The organism is Neobacillus sp. PS3-40, assembly GCF_030915485.1.
Lineage (GTDB): Bacteria > Bacillota > Bacilli > Bacillales > Cytobacillaceae > JAUZPL01.
On sequence record NZ_CP133266.1, the window covers coordinates 2,723,211 to 2,743,601 of the forward strand.

A 20,391-nucleotide genomic window follows, 5' to 3' on the forward strand; every position below is an offset into this window, starting at 1 on the left:
ATGACAAAAGACATAATAGAAACAGGTTGGAACTTTGATAACAGTTATGCTCGTCTCTCGAAATCATTTTTCACTAGCCACAATCCAACCCCTGTACGCTCACCGAAGTTGGTCATTCTCAATGATCCGCTGGCAACAACCCTGGGGTTGAACGTTGAAGAGCTACAAAGTGAAGAGGGTGTTGCGATGCTTGCTGGTAACCAGATTCCCGAAGGCGCTTCGCCTCTTGCTCAAGCTTACGCGGGACATCAATTTGGGCATTTTACTATGTTAGGGGACGGTCGGGCAATACTTATAGGTGAGCAGATCACTCCACTAGGTGAACGGGTTGATATTCAACTTAAGGGTTCAGGTAGAACGCCGTACTCGCGCGGGGGTGATGGCCGAGCGACACTTGGTCCGATGCTGCGTGAATATATCATCAGTGAAGCTATGCATGCGCTGGGTATCCCTACCACCCGCAGTCTAGCAGTAGTTACAACCGGGGAGTCTGTTATCCGTGAAACCAACCTACCTGGTGCAATTTTGACCCGTGTGGCTTCCAGTCATTTGCGCGTAGGTACCTTTCAATACGTAGCAAAATGGGGCACAGCCCAGGAACTCCAAATTCTTGCTGACTATACACTAAACCGTCATTTTCCAGACATTGAGGCTAATGAGGGTCGATATCTTTCGTTGCTTCAGGAGGTTATCAAGCGCCAAGCATTACTAATTACCAAATGGCAACTGGTTGGTTTTATACATGGGGTGATGAACACTGATAACATGGCGATTAGCGGAGAAACCATTGATTATGGCCCTTGTGCTTTCATGGATATCTATGATCCAGCAACGGTATTCAGTTCCATTGATATTCAAGGCCGATACGCCTATGGCAATCAGCCATCTATTGCAGTGTGGAATCTCGCGCGATTTGCTGAGACTCTATTGCCACTGCTACACGAAGACCAGGAGCAGGCTGTCAGACTGGCCCAAGATGAGATTTCGAAATTTACTGAGTTGTATCATCGTAATTGGCTTATGGGAATGAGAGCAAAACTGGGAATTTTTAATGAAGAGTTGGAGGATGACTCCCTTATTAAAGATCTTCTCAGTATGATGCAAAAGTACCGAGTGGATTATACCAATACCTTCCTGGCATTCACTTTTGAAAGACATGAGGATACAATCCTGTCTGGGACCCCAGAATTTGCACAGTGGCATGAGCTATGGCGGGCGAGACTAGAGAGACAGGCAGAATCGAAAGCCTTCGTGAGTCAGTTGATGCAAGACAGCAATCCTGCAGTAATCCCTCGGAATCAACTGGTAGAAGCCGCACTAGAAGCGGCAGTAGAACAAGGAGACTACAGTGTGATGGAGCGGCTTCTTGATGTTCTATCAAAACCTTACGCGCACTCTCCCGAACAGGCTGATTACTCTACACCGCCTGCGCCATCAAGCCGTCCGTACCGAACCTTTTGTGGTACATGATATAAAAGATTTAGGAGGGAAATAAACATACAGAAGCACTTTGAACTCGTTGATATGGCGAGGGAAAAGTGCTTCTTTTTTTCTACTAATGTTGTAATGTAGGATAGGTTAAACTTCTGTTAAATTTGTGAAAAGTGTTAGTTAAGTCAAAAATCTCCTGGTTTTAATAGGCTATCGATATTTCCACTTCTTAGTTGATTGATCATATTTAGTAGAAATGTGAATCATAATGGTAAAATAAAAAATAGGGGTTACAGAAACCAAGAAAGAAGGTCCGATACATGGCATATAGAGTAAAAGACATCATGATTACAGAAACAGAAATTAAACAAAGAGTAAAGAAAATAGCAGAAGAAATTGAAAATGATTTTAACAATGAAGCAATTGTCCTTATCATTGTTCTTAAAGGATCTTTTGTATTCGCTGCCGACTTAATTCGTGAGCTGAAGGGAGATATTAAAATCGATTTCATCTCGGTTTCCAGCTACGGAAATGATACAGAAACGACTGGGAAAGTAAGGCTTTTGAAGGATTTAGATGCTAATATTACCAATCAGAATGTAGTGGTGGTAGAAGATATTATAGATAGTGGACTTACACTAAATTTCTTGAGGGGCCATTTGCAAACTCATAAACCGAAACAAATTAAAATTTGCTCTCTCTTAGACAAGCCCGAAAGAAGAAGAGTAGAATTGCCTGTTGATTATGTTGGCTTCGTTATCCCGGATGAATTTATTGTAGGTTATGGCATTGACTACGCACAAAATTACCGGAATTTACCTTATATCGCAACTGTGGAAGAATGTTAGATATTATTCTAAAAAAACATTATAACAATTTTTACCTTTTTGTGTAAATTTATGTATAAATTTAAGAGGGAATATCAAATAGATACTAGAGCTATGAAGAAGTGAAGGATATGTTGTGAAGAAATTGATAATATATTGGGAAAATTCACAAAACAATTTTTATTGAAAACGTATGCTATAATAATATTATGAAAAAACAAATAATAGGGAGGAATTGCTTTGTTAAAAGATTTTTTTATTGCTCTGTCTCAAAATCAATTTCTTAATAGTTCAGCTAAAAAGTACGGATTAAAATTAGGAGCACAAAGTGTCGTCGCTGGAACGAATATACCAGAAGTGATGAAAAGTATTAAAGAACTTAACTCACATGGAATCTCTTGTACAGTTGATAATTTAGGAGAGTTTGTCTTCAAAAAAGAAGAAGCTACAGCAGCGAAAGAAAATATTCTCAAAGTAATTGAAGCTATAAATGAAAATAAAGTAGATGCTCATATTTCTTTAAAACCAACTCAATTAGGGTTGGATATTGATTTTGACTTTGCCTTAAGCAATGTTAAAGAAGTTGTTGATAAAGCAAGCAGATATGATATGTTTGTCAACATTGATATGGAGGATTCTAGCCATTTAGAGACTACTCTTAATCTATTGGACAAGCTTTCAGCGGAATATGATAATGTAGGTACAGTGCTTCAATCCTATTTCCGTAATACACAAGAATATCTTGAAAAGTACAGAAATCTACGTATTCGTCTTGTAAAAGGTGCATATAAAGAGCCGGAAGAAATTGCATATCTAGATAAGAAAGATATTGATGAAAACTATATTAAACTTACCGAATGGCATCTATTAAACGGTAAATTTACTTCTATTGCAACACATGATCATAGAATCATTAACCATATAAAAGAATTTGTTAAAAAGAACGATATTTCGAAAGATAAATTTGAGTTCCAAATGCTTTATGGATTTAGAAGAGAGCTTCAACTTCAATTGGCAAGCGAAGGCTATAACTTCTGTACCTATGTTCCATTCGGTAATGACTGGTATGGTTATTTCATGAGGCGTCTTGCTGAAAGACCGCAAAATTTAAAGATTGTTGGCAAGCAAGTATTTAATAAAAAGACAAACACCATGATTGGTATGGCAGCAGGAGCATTTCTATTAGGAAGAGCATCTAAGAAGAAAAAACGTAAGTAAATTAGTTCAACGTATAGACAAGTAGTTAAGCGTTGTTAAAAAAGCGTTTGATAAAGTGTAAAACCTCTCATTGGAAGCAAATGGGAGGTTTTTTTCGGCTAATCAGAAATAATATTTATAATTCCTGATGTCGCATAAGGGTAACTATGCCTCAGTCTTCCCCTTTAGGGGCTCGCTATCTAGTAGGCAAGTATTCTTTAAGAAGGAATCTGCATAGTAAAACAGAATAAGTAAAATGTAGATAAAGGAGGGGTTTTAAGATGTTTGTAGCCGGACAAAAGGAAATGCAGCAAATGGATCAGTATACGATGGATAAGATCGGATTACCAGGAGTTGTATTAATGGAAAATGCAGGAGCAAAAGTGGTGGAGGAGATTCTTGCAAGTTCACCATGTAAGAATCCGAGAGTAATTATATTCGCTGGTGGGGGCAATAATGGCGGCGACGGGTTTGTTATTGCCCGCAGATTGTTCGATTTAGGCTTGGAACCTCTTCTTTGTTTGTTAGTAAACCCTGATCGTATCAAGGGGGATGCAAAATCTCATTTTGATGTTTATATCAATCGGGGATTACCCATATTCTATTTTCAAGAAGATAATGCACTTACACTTCGGGATAAATTGAATCAAGCGGATATAATTATAGATGCTATGTTAGGAACGGGTATTAATGGTCCTGTACGAGAACCTTTTGACCAGGTTATCTCGATTGTAAATGAATACAAGGGAAAGAGATTAGTTATCTCTGTTGATATCCCATCTGGTGTTAGTAGCGATAGTGGAAAAGTTGAAGGACTTGCCATAAAAGCAACAAAAACAATTACCTTTGTATTTCCGAAAAAAGGTTTTTTTCTAAATGATGGTCCAAAGTATATCGGAGAGTGGAAGGTAGTTGATATTTCCGTGCCGCCTTCAATTGTAAAGGATTTGGGCCTCAATATGCCGCAATTAATTACAAAACCACTTGTTAAATCGCTATTACCAGCACGTCCGCAATATGGTCATAAAGGGACTTTCGGTCATGCTCTTGTCCTAGGTGGGTCCCGTCAGTATGTAGGAGCTCCCATTTTTGCAGCAAAGGCGGCTTTATTTTCTGGGGCAGGGTTAGTAACGTTAGCTGTCCCCAATAGTATTTATCCAATGGTGGCCAGTCAAAATCCGGAATCCTTACTTTTACCATTATCAGAAAGTGATGGTCATTTTGCAGAAAAGGCAATTGAAGAAATTACCTCACGCCTTCATCAATTTAATAGTATAGCGATTGGACCTGGGATGAGTAGGTTTGATGGTGGTGAAGAATGGATTAAATCTTTGATAGCTTCGCTAACAAATCAGCCAATTGTCATTGATGCTGATGCCCTCTATTTACTTCGAAATGAATTGGATCTAGTACGACAGTATAGGGGGTCCATGATTTTCACTCCTCACCCTGGAGAAATGGCCAGTTTAGTAAATAAAACAGTAAAAGAAGTTGAAGCCAATCGAATTGAAATAGCTAGTACTTTTGCAAAGGACTTTCGTGTTTATTTGCTATTAAAAGGACATCGGTCTATCGTTGCAACTCCAGGTGGGGAAGTGTACATAAACCCGTACGGTCATGACGCCCTAGGAAAAGGTGGAAGTGGAGATGTGCTGACAGGGCTTATCGCTTCCTTTCTTGCCCAAGGAGCGCCAACATTAAATGCTCTTATTACGGCAAGCTATTTACATGCGCGGGCTGGGGAAGAAAAGGCAAAAACGTTATCCCATTATGGAGTAATGCCTCTAGATATTATTGATGGGGTAAGAGATCAACTAAACCAGATCAAATTTAGTTTGCCAAAGGATTAAATCAACACATCTGTATAGCTTGAAGCTGGTGTTCATACCATTTAAAATGCTGGTATATAGTACTAGATCATTTGCACCCACTAGAAAAGGTGGATTACTTAATTGAAGACATATTATGTATTAATTTTAGGAGGAACTTCAAATGGTCCAAAATAAAAAGTGGTGGAAAGAAAGCGTCGTATATCAAATTTATCCAAGAAGTTTTATGGATAGCAATGGCGATGGAATTGGTGATATTCCTGGAATCATTTCGAAGCTAGATTATTTAAAAGAATTGGGGATAGATGTGGTTTGGTTATCCCCGGTTTATCAATCTCCTAATGACGATAATGGATATGATATAAGCGATTATCAAAGAATTATGAATGAGTTTGGAACAATGGAGGACTGGGAAGGACTTCTATATGAAATGCATCAAAGAGGAATCAGATTAGTGATGGATTTAGTTATCAATCATTCCTCTGATGAACATGAATGGTTTATCGAAGCAAGAAAATCAAAGGATCATGCATTCAGAGATTATTATATTTGGAGACCAGCAATCGATGGAAAAGCGCCGACAGATTGGCAAGGAGTGTTTGGAGGGTCTGCTTGGGAATACACCCCAGAAACAAACGAATATTATCTTCACATGTTCTCTAAAAAACAACCAGATTTAAACTGGGAAAATCCGAAGCTTCGTGAGTCAATTTATTCTATGATGAAATTTTGGCTGGATAAAGGTGTTGATGGCTTTAGAATGGATGTCATTAATATGATTTCAAAAAAAGAATTCCTACCAACATATCGAGAATGGTCTAATGGGAATCATGAATATCAACCATATAGCCCAAATGGGGAAAGTGTTCATGATTATTTGCATGAAATGAATCGGGAAGTCCTATCAAAATACGATATTATGACAGTTGGAGAATGTCCAAATGTTACTCCTGAGCAAGCAAAGCTTTACACATCTGAGGATCGTAGTGAGCTAAACATGGTCTTTCAATTCGAACATATGGGTCTGGATAACCAACCAGATAAAAGTAAATGGGATTTAAAGCTCTTAGATTTAAGAGATTTAAAGGAAAATCTTTCCAAGTGGCAAAAGCAATTAGAGAAAAGCGGATGGAACAGTTTATATTGGAATAACCACGACCAGCCTCGAATCGTTTCCCGTTTTGGAAATGATGGAAAGTATCGAGTTGAATCAGCAAAAATGCTCGGAACATTGTTGCACTTTATGCAAGGGACTCCGTATATTTATCAAGGTGAAGAGATTGGGATGACAAATGTCTCGTTCCCTTCCATAGAAGATTATCAAGATATTGAATTGAAAAATATGTACCAAGAAAGAGTGTTTGAATTAGGGAATGACCCGAAAGATGTGATGGAGTCCATATATGCAAAGGGTCGTGACAACGCACGTACGCCGATGCAGTGGGATATGAGTCAAAATGCCGGTTTTACTACTGGATCGCCCTGGTTAAAAGTTAACCCTAATTACACTTCTATTAATGTTAAGAACTCCATAGAGGATACAAAATCAATTTTTTACCATTATAAAAAATTGATAGAACTTCGGAAACAACATAAAACCATGGTGTACGGAAACTATGATTTGATCTTGCATGACCACCCTGCTATTTTTGCCTATACTCGTTTGTTAGATGATGAGATACTCTTAGTAGTAAACAACTTTTACGAACATGAGGTTCAGTTTGAACTGCCAGGAAATATAGATTTCGTTACATGTGAACGCTTAATTGGGAACTATTATACTGATTTTCCCTTAGATATTTCTAACTTTACTTTACGCCCCTATGAATCGGTAGTATATAAGTTAACAGGAAAATAATCTCAACTAATAAATTATAGGTGCCTGATCCCTGAATGGTAACATACTTGGGGGTAGGCACTTTATTCATAATCGATAATTTATAAAGACTCATCTACTTGTATAAAATAATAATTTTGGTTTGGCTTTTTCAAGATTAATTTATATTTAATTAGATGAAATGCTATTTAAATATGAATAAGCGAGGCTAGAAACACAGTGAAATGGATATTAAATTGTTGGTGTTTAGGCGATTGTAATCGTTTTCATTATTGGAAAAAATTAATTACTTTATATTCCAATAATTAAATCTTTTATATTGTTGTATATTTATGCTATAGTAGATACATGCAACTAAGGAAACATTAATGAAAAAGGAGCGGTTTACATGAAGAAATATGGTTTATTTTGTTTGGTTCTAATCCTTACTCTTTTAATCTCTGCTTGTGGAACTAGCAACACAGCAAATGATAAGAGCAAAGGTGAAAAGATATATAAAGTTGGCGTGGATACAACTTATCCTCCGTTTGAATTTAAAGATGGAAATGACTATAAGGGGATTGATATTGATTTAATCAATGCAATCGCGAAAAACCAAGGCTTTAAAATTGAACTTTCTCCAATGGACTTTGGGGGAATTATCCCAGCTATGCAAGCAAATCAACTTGATGTTGCTATCGCAGGAATGAGTATTACGGATGAAAGAAAAAAGATTGTTGATTTCTCAGATCCTTATTTTGATGCAGGATTAATAGTCGTCGTTAAGAACGATAATACAACAATTAAATCAGCTGATGACCTTAAAGGTAAAACAGTTGCAGTTAAAAAGGGAACATCTGGTGCTAAATTCGCTGAGGACAATGCTGTGAAATTAGGCTATAAAGTAGTACAATTTAACGATAGTCCAGCTATGTTCCAAGAAGTGTCAAATGGGAATGCTGATGCACTTTTGGAAGATTATCCTGTAATCAGTTATGCAATCGCCCAAAAAGACCTTGGTTTAAAAACTGTTGGTGATCGATTAAATGGAGATCAGTATGGAATTGCTCTATTAAAAGGGCAAAACACAGATCTTTTGAAAAAAATTGATGCAGGTCTTGCCGAACTTAAAAAAGATGGAACATATGATAAAATTATCAAAAAGTATCTTGGTAAATAATAACTCATCAAATTATGTGCTTAGTAGCTAATAAGAATAAAGAGTCTAAATGCATATGAAAAACTTGGCGAAGGCCAAGTTTTTCTAATTGAAAGGAGATGAATCGGGTGGATGTAATGATTGCCGCCTTGCCTATTTTACTTCAAGGGCTTAAGGTAACCCTTTATATATTTGTTTTAGCAATTACTTTAGGCTTTCTGCTTGGTTTAGTGGTGGCATTATTGAGACTTGCACCATTTAAGATTTTGAACTGGATAGCAAAGATTTATGTTGATGCCATCCGCGGAACACCTTTTATTGTTCAATTGTTTTTTATTTACTTTGGGATCAATTCGTTCCATATCATTTCATTAAACAGTACAACCGCGGGAATTGTCACTGTTGCGATTAATGCAGGGGCTTACTTTGCCGAGATTATCAGGGCTGGCATTCAGTCCATTGATAAGGGGCAAACAGAAGCTGCGAGATCAATTGGTCTAACTGGTGCACAAACGATGCTACATGTGGTATTGCCTCAAGCATTTAGAAGAATGCTTCCTACTATTACGAATCAATCCATCATTAGCTTAAAAGATACTTCTCTTTTATCCATTATTGGGATAGCTGACTTAACACAGCAAGGGCAAATCCAAGCTGCAGCAACCTTTGAAGTATTCAAGATTTGGCTTGCTGTAGGTATCATTTACTTTATCGTCATTTATTTATTATCTGTGCTTGCTAATTTCGTCGAGAGGAGGTTTGAGCTACGATGAACATTATAACCGTAAAGAACCTGAGAAAGTCTTTTGGAAATGTAGAAGTGTTAAAAGATATTAATGCAGAAGTGAAAGAAAAAGAGGTAGTATGTGTTATTGGTCCATCTGGTTCAGGAAAAAGTACATTCCTGCGTTGCTTAAACCGACTTGAAGATATTTCGGGCGGCCATGTGATTATAAATGGGCATGATATTACTGATTCAAAGATCAATATTAATAAAGTGAGACAAGAAGTTGGGATGGTTTTCCAATCCTTTAATCTTTTTCCACATAAAACGGTTCTACAAAACATCACGCTTGGTCCAATTAAGGTTCGTGCGACTGCGAAAGAGGCAGCTGAAAAGGTAGCACTTGAATTGCTAGATAAAGTAGGACTACGAGAAAAAGCAAATAGTTATCCAGGAGAATTATCTGGGGGGCAAAAGCAACGGGTTGCAATTGCGAGAGCATTAGCGATGAATCCGAAAATTATGCTGTTTGACGAACCGACTTCAGCCTTAGACCCAGAGATGGTTGGAGATGTACTAGAGGTCATGAAGCAGCTTGCAAAAGAGGGAATGACCATGGTCGTTGTTACCCATGAAATGGGATTCGCACGAGAAGTCGGTGACCGAGTGATCTTCATGGACGGCGGTTATATTGTTGAGGAAAATGAACCAAATGAATTATTCAGCAACCCGCAGCATAACCGGACAAAAGCGTTCTTAAGTAAGGTGCTTTAGAGGTAGGATTTACTATTTTAATTTAAATTTTAGGCTATGATTAAGTTCCTGGATTTTTCTTGAAAAATCGGGGGAAGCGAAATACAACCTAAAAAAGCAACTGAAAAAGAGCCAAAAATAAGCAGATGGGTTTCAAAGAATCGGAAAGGATTCTTTGAAACCCATCTGCTTTTATTTGCTAATAGGAAAGTATAAGTGCAACTAGGCTATCGCCGGCGCCTTAAGGCTTGGCGCTAGCCAAGTTTTCTTTAATAGTTTTTTTCTCATCCATGAACACCAAAAACGGTTAATAGCCCATTATGTTTTCTTATTCATAACGAATTCTTGTCATCCCAATCACGAGAAATGTGAGAGAGAATGCTAATAACACGCATACAGGTGCAACAATATCCATGACTGAACCACCCCGTGCTATCAATTCAGTAAAGCCCTTCATCGCCCATGTTTGTGGAATAAATTCAGCTATTTTTTGCATGAATTTTGGCACAATATCTAATGGCCAATAAACGCCAGCAAGCATACAGGTAGCGGTAATAACGACACTTCCGAGGGCACTTTGCTGTTCTGTTGTTTTCACAAAGCTAGAGATGAAAAGGCCAAGTCCAACAACACATAATAACAAGGATGATACTAGGACAAAGATACCTATTGGATTTCCCCAATGAACCCCAAAAAGTAGGGTAGAAGAAGCCATTAGAATTCCAAACTGAATCCATCCAATTAAAAAGAAGGATAGAAAATATCCGGCCATTAGTTGAAGTCTTGTAGTTGGTGTTGATAGTAGCCGGTACCATACGCCTGTTTTTCGAGCATCTAATAAAACACCTGTTACACTCATCATCACAATCATTACAAACATGATGGAAAAGCCTGCTGACCTGGCTGACATGTTACTCATTTCTTCTGTCTTTTTATTTTTTGTGATTGAGATTTTTTGAATAGCTGGAGGGGATGTTGCTATCTCATTATCCAATACACTGTACATTTCTTCCCATGATTTTTTACTGTACTTGTTCCAAATTGTCGAGGCCTTTGTTTGAATGGCCATTTTTGAAATAGCATTTGAAACAATTTGGTTAACCATTGCATTACTTGTAAAATCTGGACTGTAATTAAATAGAACAGTTGGTTTTTTTCCTGAAACCATTGCTTGTTCAAACCCTTTTTTTACATGAAGTAAGCCAGTGAGTTTTTTATCCTTCAATTGCTTGACTGCTACATCTTGATCCATTTCTTTTATTTTAAAAAGCTCATTGTTTAAAAGGGAACCATGGAGACTTTTGGATAAGACAGTGTTGTCTTCGTCAACAAAGGCAATATTTATTTTTTCTGGTGATGAACTGCCTAGTAAACCACCAAATAACAGGGTGAACAGCAGTGGCATACCAAACATGATGAGATAGGATTGTCGTTTTAAAAATGTTTTTTTTATTTCAAATGAACAAATGGCCCATATTCTTTTCATAGTGTCCTCCTATTTGACTTGTAATCGCCAAGTTCCAATTGTGACTGAAACCATTCCAATCAGTAGTAAAACAACCATTGGCAAAAATAGTGCATCCCAGGTAGTTCCTGACATGATATCGATGAAACTTGATAGTGCCCATTTATTCGGAGCAATATTTGAAATGGTTTGTAGTGTTTTTGGGAAAACGGTAATAGGAATCATGGAACCACCAAGTAATGAAAATACTTGTACGCCAATTCCACCTACCGTATCGGCTGTTTTACTATTAGTAATCATCGCTGCAAAAAGCATAGCTAGCCCAGATACTGCAATGGAATAGGCAAAAGCTACTAAAATCGTTTGCAAGATGTTATCGCCCCAATTGATTTGAAAAAGCAGGTGGGTCACGATAAGGAATATACTAAACTGTGCGATGACAAAATAGAGAATACCTAGAAATTTACCTACTAAAACAGAAAACTTACTCGTTGGTGTACTCATTAAACGGGCCAATGTTTCTGTTTCTCTTTCATTTATAAAGGATTTTACTCCGTTCATGACATTAAATAATAGGAACATGGCTGCCATAGCAGCGGCATAATATTGCATCCCACTGACCTGTTTTTTTCCAACAGAACCTTGTTTAACATAGTTTGAATTGGATGATGCTACTTTTTCCAATGAACCAATTAATTGTGTAGACAAATCTTTCATATCACTAGGTGAGAGGAACGGGGCTGAATTTGTTAAAATGATTTTTGTGGAAGACGAGATCGTGTCAACCCGATTAACAAATGTTTGAAGGATTGTTTCAATAATCGTGCCTTTCAATTCCTTTCCAGGGTCCACTATCAACTTCACTTGCTTTAATTTCCCTTGCTGTAGGTCCTTGCTCCAGGTACTTGGTATAACAATGCCAACATCTACTTTTTCGTCTTGTAAGAAGGATTTGAGTTTTTTCTCAGAATCTACTTTCTTAACAGATACTAAATCATTTAATTCTTTTCCTTTTAAAACGTCATTCACGAAAGTAGAGGCGATTTGGTCATGGTCATTCTGAAAAATACCAACAGTGGTTTTTGGTAGGCTTTCTTCTCCCATCACCCCACTTAACGCACTACCTAAGATAGCTGTTAATAGAATTGGAAATAAGATCATAAGGAAGAAACCTTTCCGGTCCGTAAAACGGATCTTAAAATCCTTCCAAGCGATAATTAAACTCTTCATTTATATCCCCTCTTAATCTCGTAATGATCGCCCAGTTAATTGTAAAAATAATGTTTCCAAGTTGGGTTCTTTGACTTGAATAGAAGAAACCTCAACATTATGTTTTAAAGCGGTCGAAACTAATTCTCCTAAAGCTTGATTACCTGAACTTACTAGAACCTCTAATTCATTTTCCTCATCATTCACGATTACTTTTTCTACAAGTGGTAATGAAATTAAACCATCCACCAAGTTTTTTTTGAAATGGTTAACTTCCATTTTCACTATTGTTCCTCCAGATAATCGATTGCATAGATCTTCTTTTGTACCAACAGCCATGACTTCACCGTGATCGATAATGCCAATACGTTTACATAAAAATTCAACTTCCTCCATATAGTGACTCGTGTAGATGATCGTCATTCCATTATTATTAAGTTCTTTGACTGTTTCCAAAATATGATTTCTAGATTGAGGATCTATCCCCACTGTTGGCTCATCCATGATTAATAACTCTGGTTTATGCATTAAAGCTGCACCAATATTTATACGTCGTTTCATTCCACCTGAGAATGTTTCAATTTTGTCTTTCGCCCGATCAAGTAAGCCAACAAACTCTAAAACTTCATTTGCTCTCTTTACTACCTGTTTCCCTGATAAGCCATACATTTTTCCCCAAAACAATAAATTGTCCAGTGCCGACATGGTTGGATATAAAGCAATATCCTGGGGAACAACCCCAATTTTCCGTTTAATTTCCATTGGTTTGCCCTCTACTGAGAAACCAGCCACTTTAATGTTCCCTTCATCGTAAGGAAGGAGGCCGCATATCATTGAAATTATAGTTGATTTTCCTGCGCCATTTGGTCCGAGTAAACCAAAGGCCTCTCCTTTTTCAACTGTAAACGATACCCCTTTTACAACTTCTATTTTTCCAAAGCTTTTTCTTATACTATTTACCTCAAGCATATGTTTCAGCTCCTTAAGTCCTTCGTTATCCAACCATATTATATTATTTAAACCATTTTATGCCATCTGTCTTACGATAGAATAATAAAAAAGGACGACCGCATTTAGTCGTCTTTTAAAATAGGAATATGCCAAAAGTCATGTTTCGAAGGTGGTAATCCCGTACCGTACTGCATAAATAGCTGCTTGAGTTCGATCTCTAAGTTGTAATTTATTGATGATGTTTGAGACATGATTTTTAACCGTACCTTCTGTGATAAAAAGCTTATGAGCAATTTCTTTATTACTTAAACCATACCCTAATTGCTTTAAAACCTCTATTTCGCGAGTAGTTAATTCATTTATATTAATTGGAGGCTCATCCATGCTTTTAGAGGATTCTAGTTCTTTTGTTCTTTTTAATTCTTTTAGTACTTGTTTTGTTAAGTCAGGGGGTAAAACCATCCCACCCGAATGAACGGTCATAATGGCTTGAACGATTGTATCAGTGGCCATATCCTTTAGGAGATAACCGCTCGCGCCTTCATCCAAAGCTTCAAAGATTAGTTCACTGTCCTTAAAGGTAGTTAACATTAATACCTGTACATTTGGTAGATGCTTTCGAATCAGCTTTGTTCCCTGAACTCCATTCGTATTTGGCATGCGAATGTCCATTAATACTAAGTCAGCCATCAATTCCTTTGCTTTTTCAAATGCCTCATTTCCATCCTTTGCTGTTCCAATCACATTGATTTCTGGCCGTAAATTTAATATGGTGGCTAATCCATCTCTCATAAGATCTTGGTCATCAGCTATAATAATTTTAATCATTTTATCCCCCTTGTACTCCATAACAATTGTTTCAATGGAAAGTTCGCTTTCACAATAAATCCATGTCCTTCTTTACTTTCATAATGGATGGATCCACCATGCTCCATGGCACGTTCACGCATATTTAATAGCCCAAAGCTAGGTTGTATTTGAAAAGTGCCTATCCCATTATCTTTTATGTAAAGATGGATAAAGTCGGGTTTGCAATCAATGCTAACATGGCATTTTGTTGCATTTCCATGGCGCTTGGAATTTGTAAGTGATTCTTGGATAATTCGATTGATGGTAGGCTGTATGGACGTTGGGGTAGCAGATAGGTCGCCGTTTATTTCTAAAGAAACTTCAATTGTAGTCATTTGAGAAAAATCTTTTAATAGCTTTTGTAATGTTGATATGAAGCTAGTGATCAATCCATCATCCTCATGTAATGTCCTAACGGATGTACGAATTTCTTCCAATGCTTCTCTTGCCAGCCCTTCGCAATTTTGAATGGAGTGCTTACTTTCTTCCAAATCTAGATTCATGAACTCACGAGCAATTTGTAGTTGGACAAGTAGGGCAGTCATTTTATGACCAACTGTATCATGAATTTCTCGAGCAATTTGGTTTCTTTCCCGAATCACGGTCAATTCTTCCACCTGTTTAGAATAGGATCTTAATTGTTCATGAACATCAGATAATTCTTGATGTGATAAACTCAGTTGCTCATATTGATCAGCTATCTTTTCTTTCGCTATTAAGAGTTTCCTTATTAAGTCACCCACAACAGCCCCATAAATAATAAACATTAAGTTTATGATGTTTTCAGAAAAACTAATGGTTTTTGTTATTCTAAAAGTAGTAAATGAAATGAGTATCCAAGTAATAAAAAATAAACCAACATATGTATAAAGAACTTTTTTATTGTCCGTTCTAATAAATAAAGTGACAGCAAGGATTCCGAACATGATAAAGTACATATTGGTTTCACCAGCAAAAATAAATCCAAAGCAAGCACTTAATACAAAATCAAGTAAAATAAACCAAATATAATGTGGTTTTAATAGGGAAGAAAAAAGAAGTAAATGGTTGCCAATGAATAATAGGATTGCAATAATGATAAAAGTTTTGCGCCAAAGCTCACCGTCTTCACATAAGGAATAATAAATTGAACATAAAAGTATGAACATGAAAACCCGGGTTAAACTTAATATACTGAAGGGACGTTTTAACAAGTTTCTTCCTCCTAAAAGGGCTAAGCCGTTATTAAGAAAAGTCTAGTATTCTATTTGTTATTCTTTAAAATATAGTAAAGTCTAATTTTGGAAATGTCGAGTTTATTTTGTTTAATGTAAAAGGGCTAAATAGGATCAAAATTTAGGAACAATAACTTTGAATAAGTATCAGATATAATGCTTTGCTCACACCGACTTATTACGGTAGTTTAGTTAATTGAATACACACTTCTTGAAGCGATGCACGTCTTGAATATAACTGGACACCTTGATGTAAAAAATAGTGATGTTATGGTACCATTGATAATAGATAGATGGAAAAAGTGAGGTAGTAGAACATGGATGAACATTCGCTTGAAACCATTGATCTTGAATTGGCAGTTCTACTTCGCCGTTTAACATCAATTTCAACCAAAAAACTAGGTAATCTTGATCGGTCTGCATATCTTTTACTACATCAAATAACCTCTTATGGTCCTGCTGGAGTAAAAGCCCTTGCGGAAGAATTCCAATTGGACATTTCTACAGTCAGCAGACAAACAGCAGCATTAGAACAAAAAGGATATGTGAACAGATTGCCAGATCCATTGGACGGAAGAGCGTACTCCTTTCAAATAACAGAGTTGGGAATAAAGGAATTTACTGAATACCAACAATTACGATTTGCAAAGATAGCAGAAATTCTAAAAGATTGGTCGGATGAAGAACAAGAACTGTTCGGACGACTTTTGAAAAAATATAACTATTCCTTCCGTAATAGATGATATCCCAGCTCTGAAGTATCTGCCTGCGAAATTCGTGGGCATTTTTAGTTTATCAAAAAGTTATTTTGAAATAAGTAAATAGTGGATAATGGTATAGACACATATTAAGCAAACCCCTACAATTATAGTGGGGGTTTAATCCATTTTAGAATTACCGAAAAATTTTAGTAATAGACATTGGTTAACTTATGTTGTTAAAACGATTTTGGCTTAATTGCGTGAAACGGAAGAATAAGATAAATATCAGCAGAATTGTTTAATGTGGCCTAGAAATAAGTAAAATAGGATACTTGATTAGGAGTGGGATTATGTTTTGGGGTTATTTTTATATTATTCTATCAGCTACGAGCTTTGGATTGATTCCTATTTTTGCTACTTATGCTTATGAGAGTGGAATTAGTACGTCAACACTTTTATTTCTACGATTTGCTTTTGCTTCCATTATCTTATTTGCTTATTTATTTCTAAAGGTCAAAAAGTGGAAAATCACGAAAAGGCAATTAGTGTTTCTTATTCTACTAGGAGGCATTTTGTACTCGATACAATCTACTTTGTATTTTACTGCGGTTAAATACATACCAGCATCCTTAGCAGCACTTTTATTATATTTATATCCTATTTTTGTTGCAATTCTTTCATTCTTTGTTAATAAAGAGAAACTATCTAAGAAAATTGTGTTGGCCATTGCCTTATCCATTGTTGGGATCATTTTAGTACTTGGTTCTCCAAAGGGTCATATCAGCTTGATTGGCATTCTTTTTGCAAGCGCTGCCGCGGTTGTGTACTCTATTTATATTGTTATAGGAGATCGAGTGACAAAACAAATCTCACCAATGCTTACCTGTGCATTTATCTCATTATTTTCTGCCGCTTCCCTTTTTATGGGCGGGATATTTACTCATACACTAAGCTTCCACTTTGGGAAAATTGGTTGGGTGATGGCTGTGTGTGTAGCTTTCTTTTGTAGTGTTGTAGCCATGTTTACTTTTTTTGCAGGAATGAACATTATAGGTCCAACGAAAGCATCCATTTTAAGCATGGTCGAGCCAGTGGTAACCTTTATTCTCTCAACTATTCTTTTTCAAGAAAAGATGTCAGTCCTCCAGTTGATAGGAGGCATTGTTGTTTTACTTGGTGCTATTTTAGTTGTTCTAGCTAGAGAAAAAGGTCAACATAACGATAACGTTATTCAATCCCAGATCAGTTAAAGGTAGTTGGGGTTTAATGGTGAAATAATCAATGAATACTTTTAAGTTGGTTAAGGAAAAATAAATCATCACAATAAAGCGTGTAAACAAAAGTCATGTTTACACGTTTTATTTTTACTAAAGGCTACTCTGAAAAAATACTTCATGCGCCATGGTGAGAATTTTTATTATCATGGATGTCTCTGTTAAATTTCGAGTGGCGTTAACAGACATTATTGTCTAACAGAGCCATTTTTAAAGTAGTAATAATGGCAATCATTACTCGAGTAATCCGAGAAACCAACGAAAATTAAAATAAGCGGAGATTTTTCGGTTAAATGCAGAATGGAGCTTGTTTCGGGGTGTATAAGCGGATGTTTTCCGGTTACGCAATGTAAAGTCCCTTATTTTTGCGGTTTTTAAGCAAATAGGCGGAAACTCTCCGTCTATTTAAACTATTTTTACTCCAATTTTCTAATTAAGAGGAATTTTTCCGTCTATTAAGAATTCGGGCGGGGATCAAATATCAACATTTACCTTTAACATCGTCTAACCAAAATATAATTTCCCTATGACTGTGATGTAAATCATGCTAGACGGTTTAGAAATATGATTTAATGATTGTAAAGACAGAAATATGGAGGGTAAGTAAATGGCTAATATAAGAATTGAAAAGAATGATTTAATTCTTGAAGCAGACGTTGAGGATTTGCAAGTTATTATTGATGAAGCAACAAAAAACATCGATTTATATAAAGAAGAAATTGCGGTTATTTACGAGAAAATGCCAAAGTTTGATTATAAATACTTTTGCTTCTATGCTTATTCCACCTATCGTTTATTAGAAAATGCATTGAAATTTAATACAGATGAAGTAGGACATTTCCGTTTAATTGCACCAGAGTCATTTTTCTTTGCATTTTATGGAATGATTGCTGCATTGCATACAGAACATAATGTGAATAACGGATAATTCTAACACTAAAAAGGCCCACATTTGCTGTCGGCCTTTTAATTTTTATATTATTAAATTTTAAATCCACCTGTTAGCTCTTTTAATTTCTTTGCCATTTCCGAAAGTTGTTCTGTTGTGTTTTCGATCCCAGTCATGGTGTTGAGCTGTTTTTCAATGCCTGTACTGATGTTTTCGGTGCCTCCTGCGATATCATTGGATGTCAAAGCAAGATTTGTGATAGCTTGTTCCATTTCTTTGGAGGATTGTGCCTGTTTTTCATTGGCACGATCGATCTGTTCAACCTCACTTACAATACTTTGAATATGTTCAATAATGTTGTGTATGCTTTCCCCGACTTCTGAAGCGATGTTAACACCATCCATTACTTTCTCTTCGACTAAAGAAACGGAGCTCACTGCTGAAGTGGATTTAGCCTGATTTTCCTTTACAAGATCAGATATTTCTAAGGCAGCACGATTGCTTTGGTCAGCAAGCTTCCGTATTTCATCTGCTACAACACTAAATCCTTTGCCTGCTTCACCTGCACGAGCAGCTTCGATAGCCGCGTTTAATGCCAATAAATTTGTTTGAGCAGAAATTCCAGTTATAATTTGGATGATTTCTCCAATCCTATTAGAAGAGTCATTTAGTTCATTGATTATCAAGGATACGTCCTTTGAGGATGAAGCAATTTTAGTTATAGAAGAAACAATTTCTGAAATTTTTCCAGCTCCTTCCTCTGCAGCTTCCTTAACCTTTTTTGTATTATCTGTTGTGTGTTTGGTTGCTATTGAAGTGGCCTCTGAAAAATTAGCTGCTTCTACTAGATTTGCAGTAGTTTGTTCTGCAAAAGCTGCACCTTGAGATGAACCTGATGCAATTTCCGTCACTGTCTTAGAAATCATCTCTAAGGAATAAACAGTAGCTCCGGTTGCCTCAATTAAATGCTCACTTGAAGAGGAAATAGTCTTAGCAGAACTGGCTACTTCCTTAATGATGGTCCATAATTTTTCAACGAATAGATCAAAGCTACTGCTTAGATCACCGATTTCATCCTTACTTATGTAGCCAATCCTTTGTGTTAAATCACCGTTGCTTTGTGAGATTTCTTTTAACTTGGAAGTAACATTTCTCACCGGAATGACAATAGACCTTGTGATTACGATAGACAAGATCAATATGATAACTGCACTCGCTGCTATGAGTGAAATGATTAAAATCAATGTAGTCTTATAAACGGTTTTGCTGTTATCGTATGTTTTTTTTGCATTGGTAATTTGTTTATTGATAAGCGTATCTAATGCGTCAATAGATGCTTTCCGTGTCTTGTCCAATTTTAATAGACCTATTGGCGGTCCGCTTGGTGTGGCTTGAGTAGCAGGTGTCCCTACTGTTTGTTCCTGGGATTTAATAAAATAATCTTTTGCTGCAAAGAAGGAATTGATGGTTTTAATCATAGTTGTATATTCTGGGTTGTTTTTGTATTCCGATAAATGATTCTTTGCAGAAGATACGCGGTTTTCAATGTCCTTTTGAATTTCTTTCTTTTTTTTGTCATCACCTTTGGCATCCATAATAGAATTTACCTGTGAACGAATATATTCGATATCTGATTTTAAGTCTTCAAGCTTTACGATCGGAACGAGCCTGGAATCATTCAATTCCATTACTTTTGAATTAACATTAGAAATTTGTCGAATAGATGCAATCCCGATGATCGCAAGAAAAATAAAAAAGCCGATTGTTAATACACTAATCTTCTGAGCAAATCTAAAATTTTTGAAAAAATTCATTAGATGAACTTAACCCCCTGTTTAAAGTTTCGTCTGTTTTACTAGTAAAACGAACGAAGCTTAAATTTTCCTTAACAGAATAGGATTAAAAACAATTGCAAGACAATTCTAAAAGTGTTACTATGAAACTACTAAGTAGTGCAAACGTTTTCGCTATTTAGTACAGAACCTGAAAGGGAGGTATTGGTTGATTTTAGCTGTTGTCAGCAATAGAAAGTGTGCACGTTATTTTTTTAGCATATTAGTGCAACCGATTGCATAGAATATAACTTATTTCAATCAAAAAGTT

17 protein-coding genes are annotated in these 20,391 nt (G+C 36.4%); 11 read left to right on the forward strand and 6 right to left on the reverse strand.

Translation table 11 applies throughout. From position 1 onward, the window contains the following. From RCG20_RS13325 to RCG20_RS13360, 8 genes are all read left to right on the forward strand, one after another. Positions 1-1,470, forward strand: coding sequence for a protein adenylyltransferase SelO (locus RCG20_RS13325; protein WP_308184342.1), 1,470 nt, complete (start codon positions 1-3; stop codon positions 1,468-1,470). 281 nt (positions 1,471-1,751) lie between these two features. Continuing rightward, a complete protein-coding gene (gene hpt, locus RCG20_RS13330; protein WP_308180615.1) occupies positions 1,752-2,279 on the forward strand; it encodes a hypoxanthine phosphoribosyltransferase in 528 nt (175 codons plus the stop codon). Between the two features lie 219 nt (positions 2,280-2,498). After that, entirely contained in the window at positions 2,499-3,476 is a 978-nt protein-coding gene (locus RCG20_RS13335) for a proline dehydrogenase family protein (RefSeq protein ID WP_308180616.1), read from the forward strand. 260 nt (positions 3,477-3,736) lie between these two features. Next, positions 3,737-5,305: an NAD(P)H-hydrate dehydratase gene (locus tag RCG20_RS13340; protein WP_308180617.1), complete on the forward strand. Its 1,569-nt coding sequence runs from the start codon at positions 3,737-3,739 to the stop codon at positions 5,303-5,305. Positions 5,306-5,447: 142 nt separating this feature from the next. Next, complete coding sequence (locus RCG20_RS13345; protein WP_308180618.1) at positions 5,448-7,142, forward strand: glycoside hydrolase family 13 protein; 1,695 nt, start codon at positions 5,448-5,450, stop codon at positions 7,140-7,142. 367 nt (positions 7,143-7,509) lie between these two features. Further along, positions 7,510-8,280, forward strand: a complete 771-nt coding sequence (locus tag RCG20_RS13350) for a transporter substrate-binding domain-containing protein (RefSeq protein WP_308180619.1) — start codon at positions 7,510-7,512, stop codon at positions 8,278-8,280. 98 nt (positions 8,281-8,378) lie between these two features. Then, a complete protein-coding gene (locus RCG20_RS13355; protein WP_374120468.1) occupies positions 8,379-9,032 on the forward strand; it encodes an amino acid ABC transporter permease in 654 nt (217 codons plus the stop codon). Beyond that, positions 9,029-9,757 (forward strand): amino acid ABC transporter ATP-binding protein, encoded by a 729-nt coding sequence (locus tag RCG20_RS13360; protein WP_308180621.1) that lies wholly within the window; start codon positions 9,029-9,031, stop codon positions 9,755-9,757. Before RCG20_RS13355 ends, RCG20_RS13360 begins: the two co-directional genes overlap by 4 nt. Positions 9,758-10,064: 307 nt before the next feature. Here the strand turns inward: RCG20_RS13360 and RCG20_RS13365 are convergent, their stop codons facing one another. The 5 genes from RCG20_RS13365 to RCG20_RS13385 form a co-directional block, all read right to left on the reverse strand. Beyond that, the gene (locus tag RCG20_RS13365) at positions 10,065-11,222 is read right to left on the reverse strand and encodes an ABC transporter permease (protein ID WP_308180622.1); all 1,158 of its coding nucleotides are present in this window, start codon (positions 11,220-11,222) and stop codon (positions 10,065-10,067) included. Positions 11,223-11,231: 9 nt separating this feature from the next. Then, on the reverse strand, positions 11,232-12,431 hold the full coding sequence (locus tag RCG20_RS13370) for an ABC transporter permease (protein ID WP_308180623.1): 1,200 nt from the start codon (positions 12,429-12,431) through the stop codon (positions 11,232-11,234). Between the two features lie 12 nt (positions 12,432-12,443). After that, positions 12,444-13,379: an ABC transporter ATP-binding protein gene (locus RCG20_RS13375; protein WP_308180624.1), complete on the reverse strand. Its 936-nt coding sequence runs from the start codon at positions 13,377-13,379 to the stop codon at positions 12,444-12,446. Positions 13,380-13,517: 138 nt separating this feature from the next. Continuing rightward, the gene (locus tag RCG20_RS13380) at positions 13,518-14,189 is read right to left on the reverse strand and encodes a response regulator (protein WP_308180625.1); all 672 of its coding nucleotides are present in this window, start codon (positions 14,187-14,189) and stop codon (positions 13,518-13,520) included. Beyond that, positions 14,186-15,403: a sensor histidine kinase gene (locus RCG20_RS13385; protein ID WP_308180626.1), complete on the reverse strand. Its 1,218-nt coding sequence runs from the start codon at positions 15,401-15,403 to the stop codon at positions 14,186-14,188. The genes RCG20_RS13380 and RCG20_RS13385 overlap by 4 nt, the downstream gene beginning before the upstream one ends. 338 nt (positions 15,404-15,741) lie before the next feature. Between RCG20_RS13385 and RCG20_RS13390 the strand changes: the two genes are divergently transcribed. The 3 genes from RCG20_RS13390 to RCG20_RS13400 all read left to right on the forward strand — a co-directional run bounded on the left by RCG20_RS13390 (position 15,742) and on the right by RCG20_RS13400 (position 18,327). After that, positions 15,742-16,167: a MarR family winged helix-turn-helix transcriptional regulator gene (locus RCG20_RS13390; RefSeq protein WP_308180627.1), complete on the forward strand. Its 426-nt coding sequence runs from the start codon at positions 15,742-15,744 to the stop codon at positions 16,165-16,167. A gap of 308 nt (positions 16,168-16,475) precedes the next feature. Next, positions 16,476-17,375: a DMT family transporter gene (locus RCG20_RS13395; protein ID WP_308180628.1), complete on the forward strand. Its 900-nt coding sequence runs from the start codon at positions 16,476-16,478 to the stop codon at positions 17,373-17,375. A gap of 631 nt (positions 17,376-18,006) precedes the next feature. Continuing rightward, the gene (locus RCG20_RS13400; protein ID WP_308180629.1) at positions 18,007-18,327 is read left to right on the forward strand and encodes a hypothetical protein; all 321 of its coding nucleotides are present in this window, start codon (positions 18,007-18,009) and stop codon (positions 18,325-18,327) included. A 53-nt stretch (positions 18,328-18,380) separates the two neighbouring features. Here RCG20_RS13400 and RCG20_RS13405 read toward each other — a convergent pair whose 3' ends face one another. Further along, positions 18,381-20,102: a HAMP domain-containing methyl-accepting chemotaxis protein gene (locus tag RCG20_RS13405; protein ID WP_308180630.1), complete on the reverse strand. Its 1,722-nt coding sequence runs from the start codon at positions 20,100-20,102 to the stop codon at positions 18,381-18,383. Positions 20,103-20,391 lie beyond the last annotated feature (289 nt).

Excerpts from the sequence above, each read along its gene's own strand:
- RCG20_RS13325 (WP_308184342.1), top strand. The coding sequence starts at position 1 with ATGACAAAAGACATAATAGAAACAGGTTGGAACTTTGATAACAGTTAT.
- hpt (WP_308180615.1), top strand. The coding sequence starts at position 1,752 with ATGGCATATAGAGTAAAAGACATCATGATTACAGAAACAGAAATTAAA.
- RCG20_RS13340 (WP_308180617.1), top strand. The coding sequence starts at position 3,737 with ATGTTTGTAGCCGGACAAAAGGAAATGCAGCAAATGGATCAGTATACG.
- RCG20_RS13345 (WP_308180618.1), top strand. The coding sequence starts at position 5,448 with ATGGTCCAAAATAAAAAGTGGTGGAAAGAAAGCGTCGTATATCAAATT.
- RCG20_RS13350 (WP_308180619.1), top strand. The coding sequence starts at position 7,510 with ATGAAGAAATATGGTTTATTTTGTTTGGTTCTAATCCTTACTCTTTTA.
- RCG20_RS13355 (WP_374120468.1), top strand. The coding sequence starts at position 8,379 with ATGAATCGGGTGGATGTAATGATTGCCGCCTTGCCTATTTTACTTCAA.
- RCG20_RS13360 (WP_308180621.1), top strand. The coding sequence starts at position 9,029 with ATGAACATTATAACCGTAAAGAACCTGAGAAAGTCTTTTGGAAATGTA.
- RCG20_RS13365 (WP_308180622.1), bottom strand. The coding sequence starts at position 11,222 with ATGAAAAGAATATGGGCCATTTGTTCATTTGAAATAAAAAAAACATTT.
- RCG20_RS13370 (WP_308180623.1), bottom strand. The coding sequence starts at position 12,431 with ATGAAGAGTTTAATTATCGCTTGGAAGGATTTTAAGATCCGTTTTACG.
- RCG20_RS13375 (WP_308180624.1), bottom strand. The coding sequence starts at position 13,379 with ATGCTTGAGGTAAATAGTATAAGAAAAAGCTTTGGAAAAATAGAAGTT.
- RCG20_RS13380 (WP_308180625.1), bottom strand. The coding sequence starts at position 14,189 with ATGATTAAAATTATTATAGCTGATGACCAAGATCTTATGAGAGATGGA.
- RCG20_RS13390 (WP_308180627.1), top strand. The coding sequence starts at position 15,742 with ATGGATGAACATTCGCTTGAAACCATTGATCTTGAATTGGCAGTTCTA.
- RCG20_RS13395 (WP_308180628.1), top strand. The coding sequence starts at position 16,476 with ATGTTTTGGGGTTATTTTTATATTATTCTATCAGCTACGAGCTTTGGA.
- RCG20_RS13400 (WP_308180629.1), top strand. The coding sequence starts at position 18,007 with ATGGCTAATATAAGAATTGAAAAGAATGATTTAATTCTTGAAGCAGAC.
- RCG20_RS13405 (WP_308180630.1), bottom strand. The coding sequence starts at position 20,102 with ATGAATTTTTTCAAAAATTTTAGATTTGCTCAGAAGATTAGTGTATTA.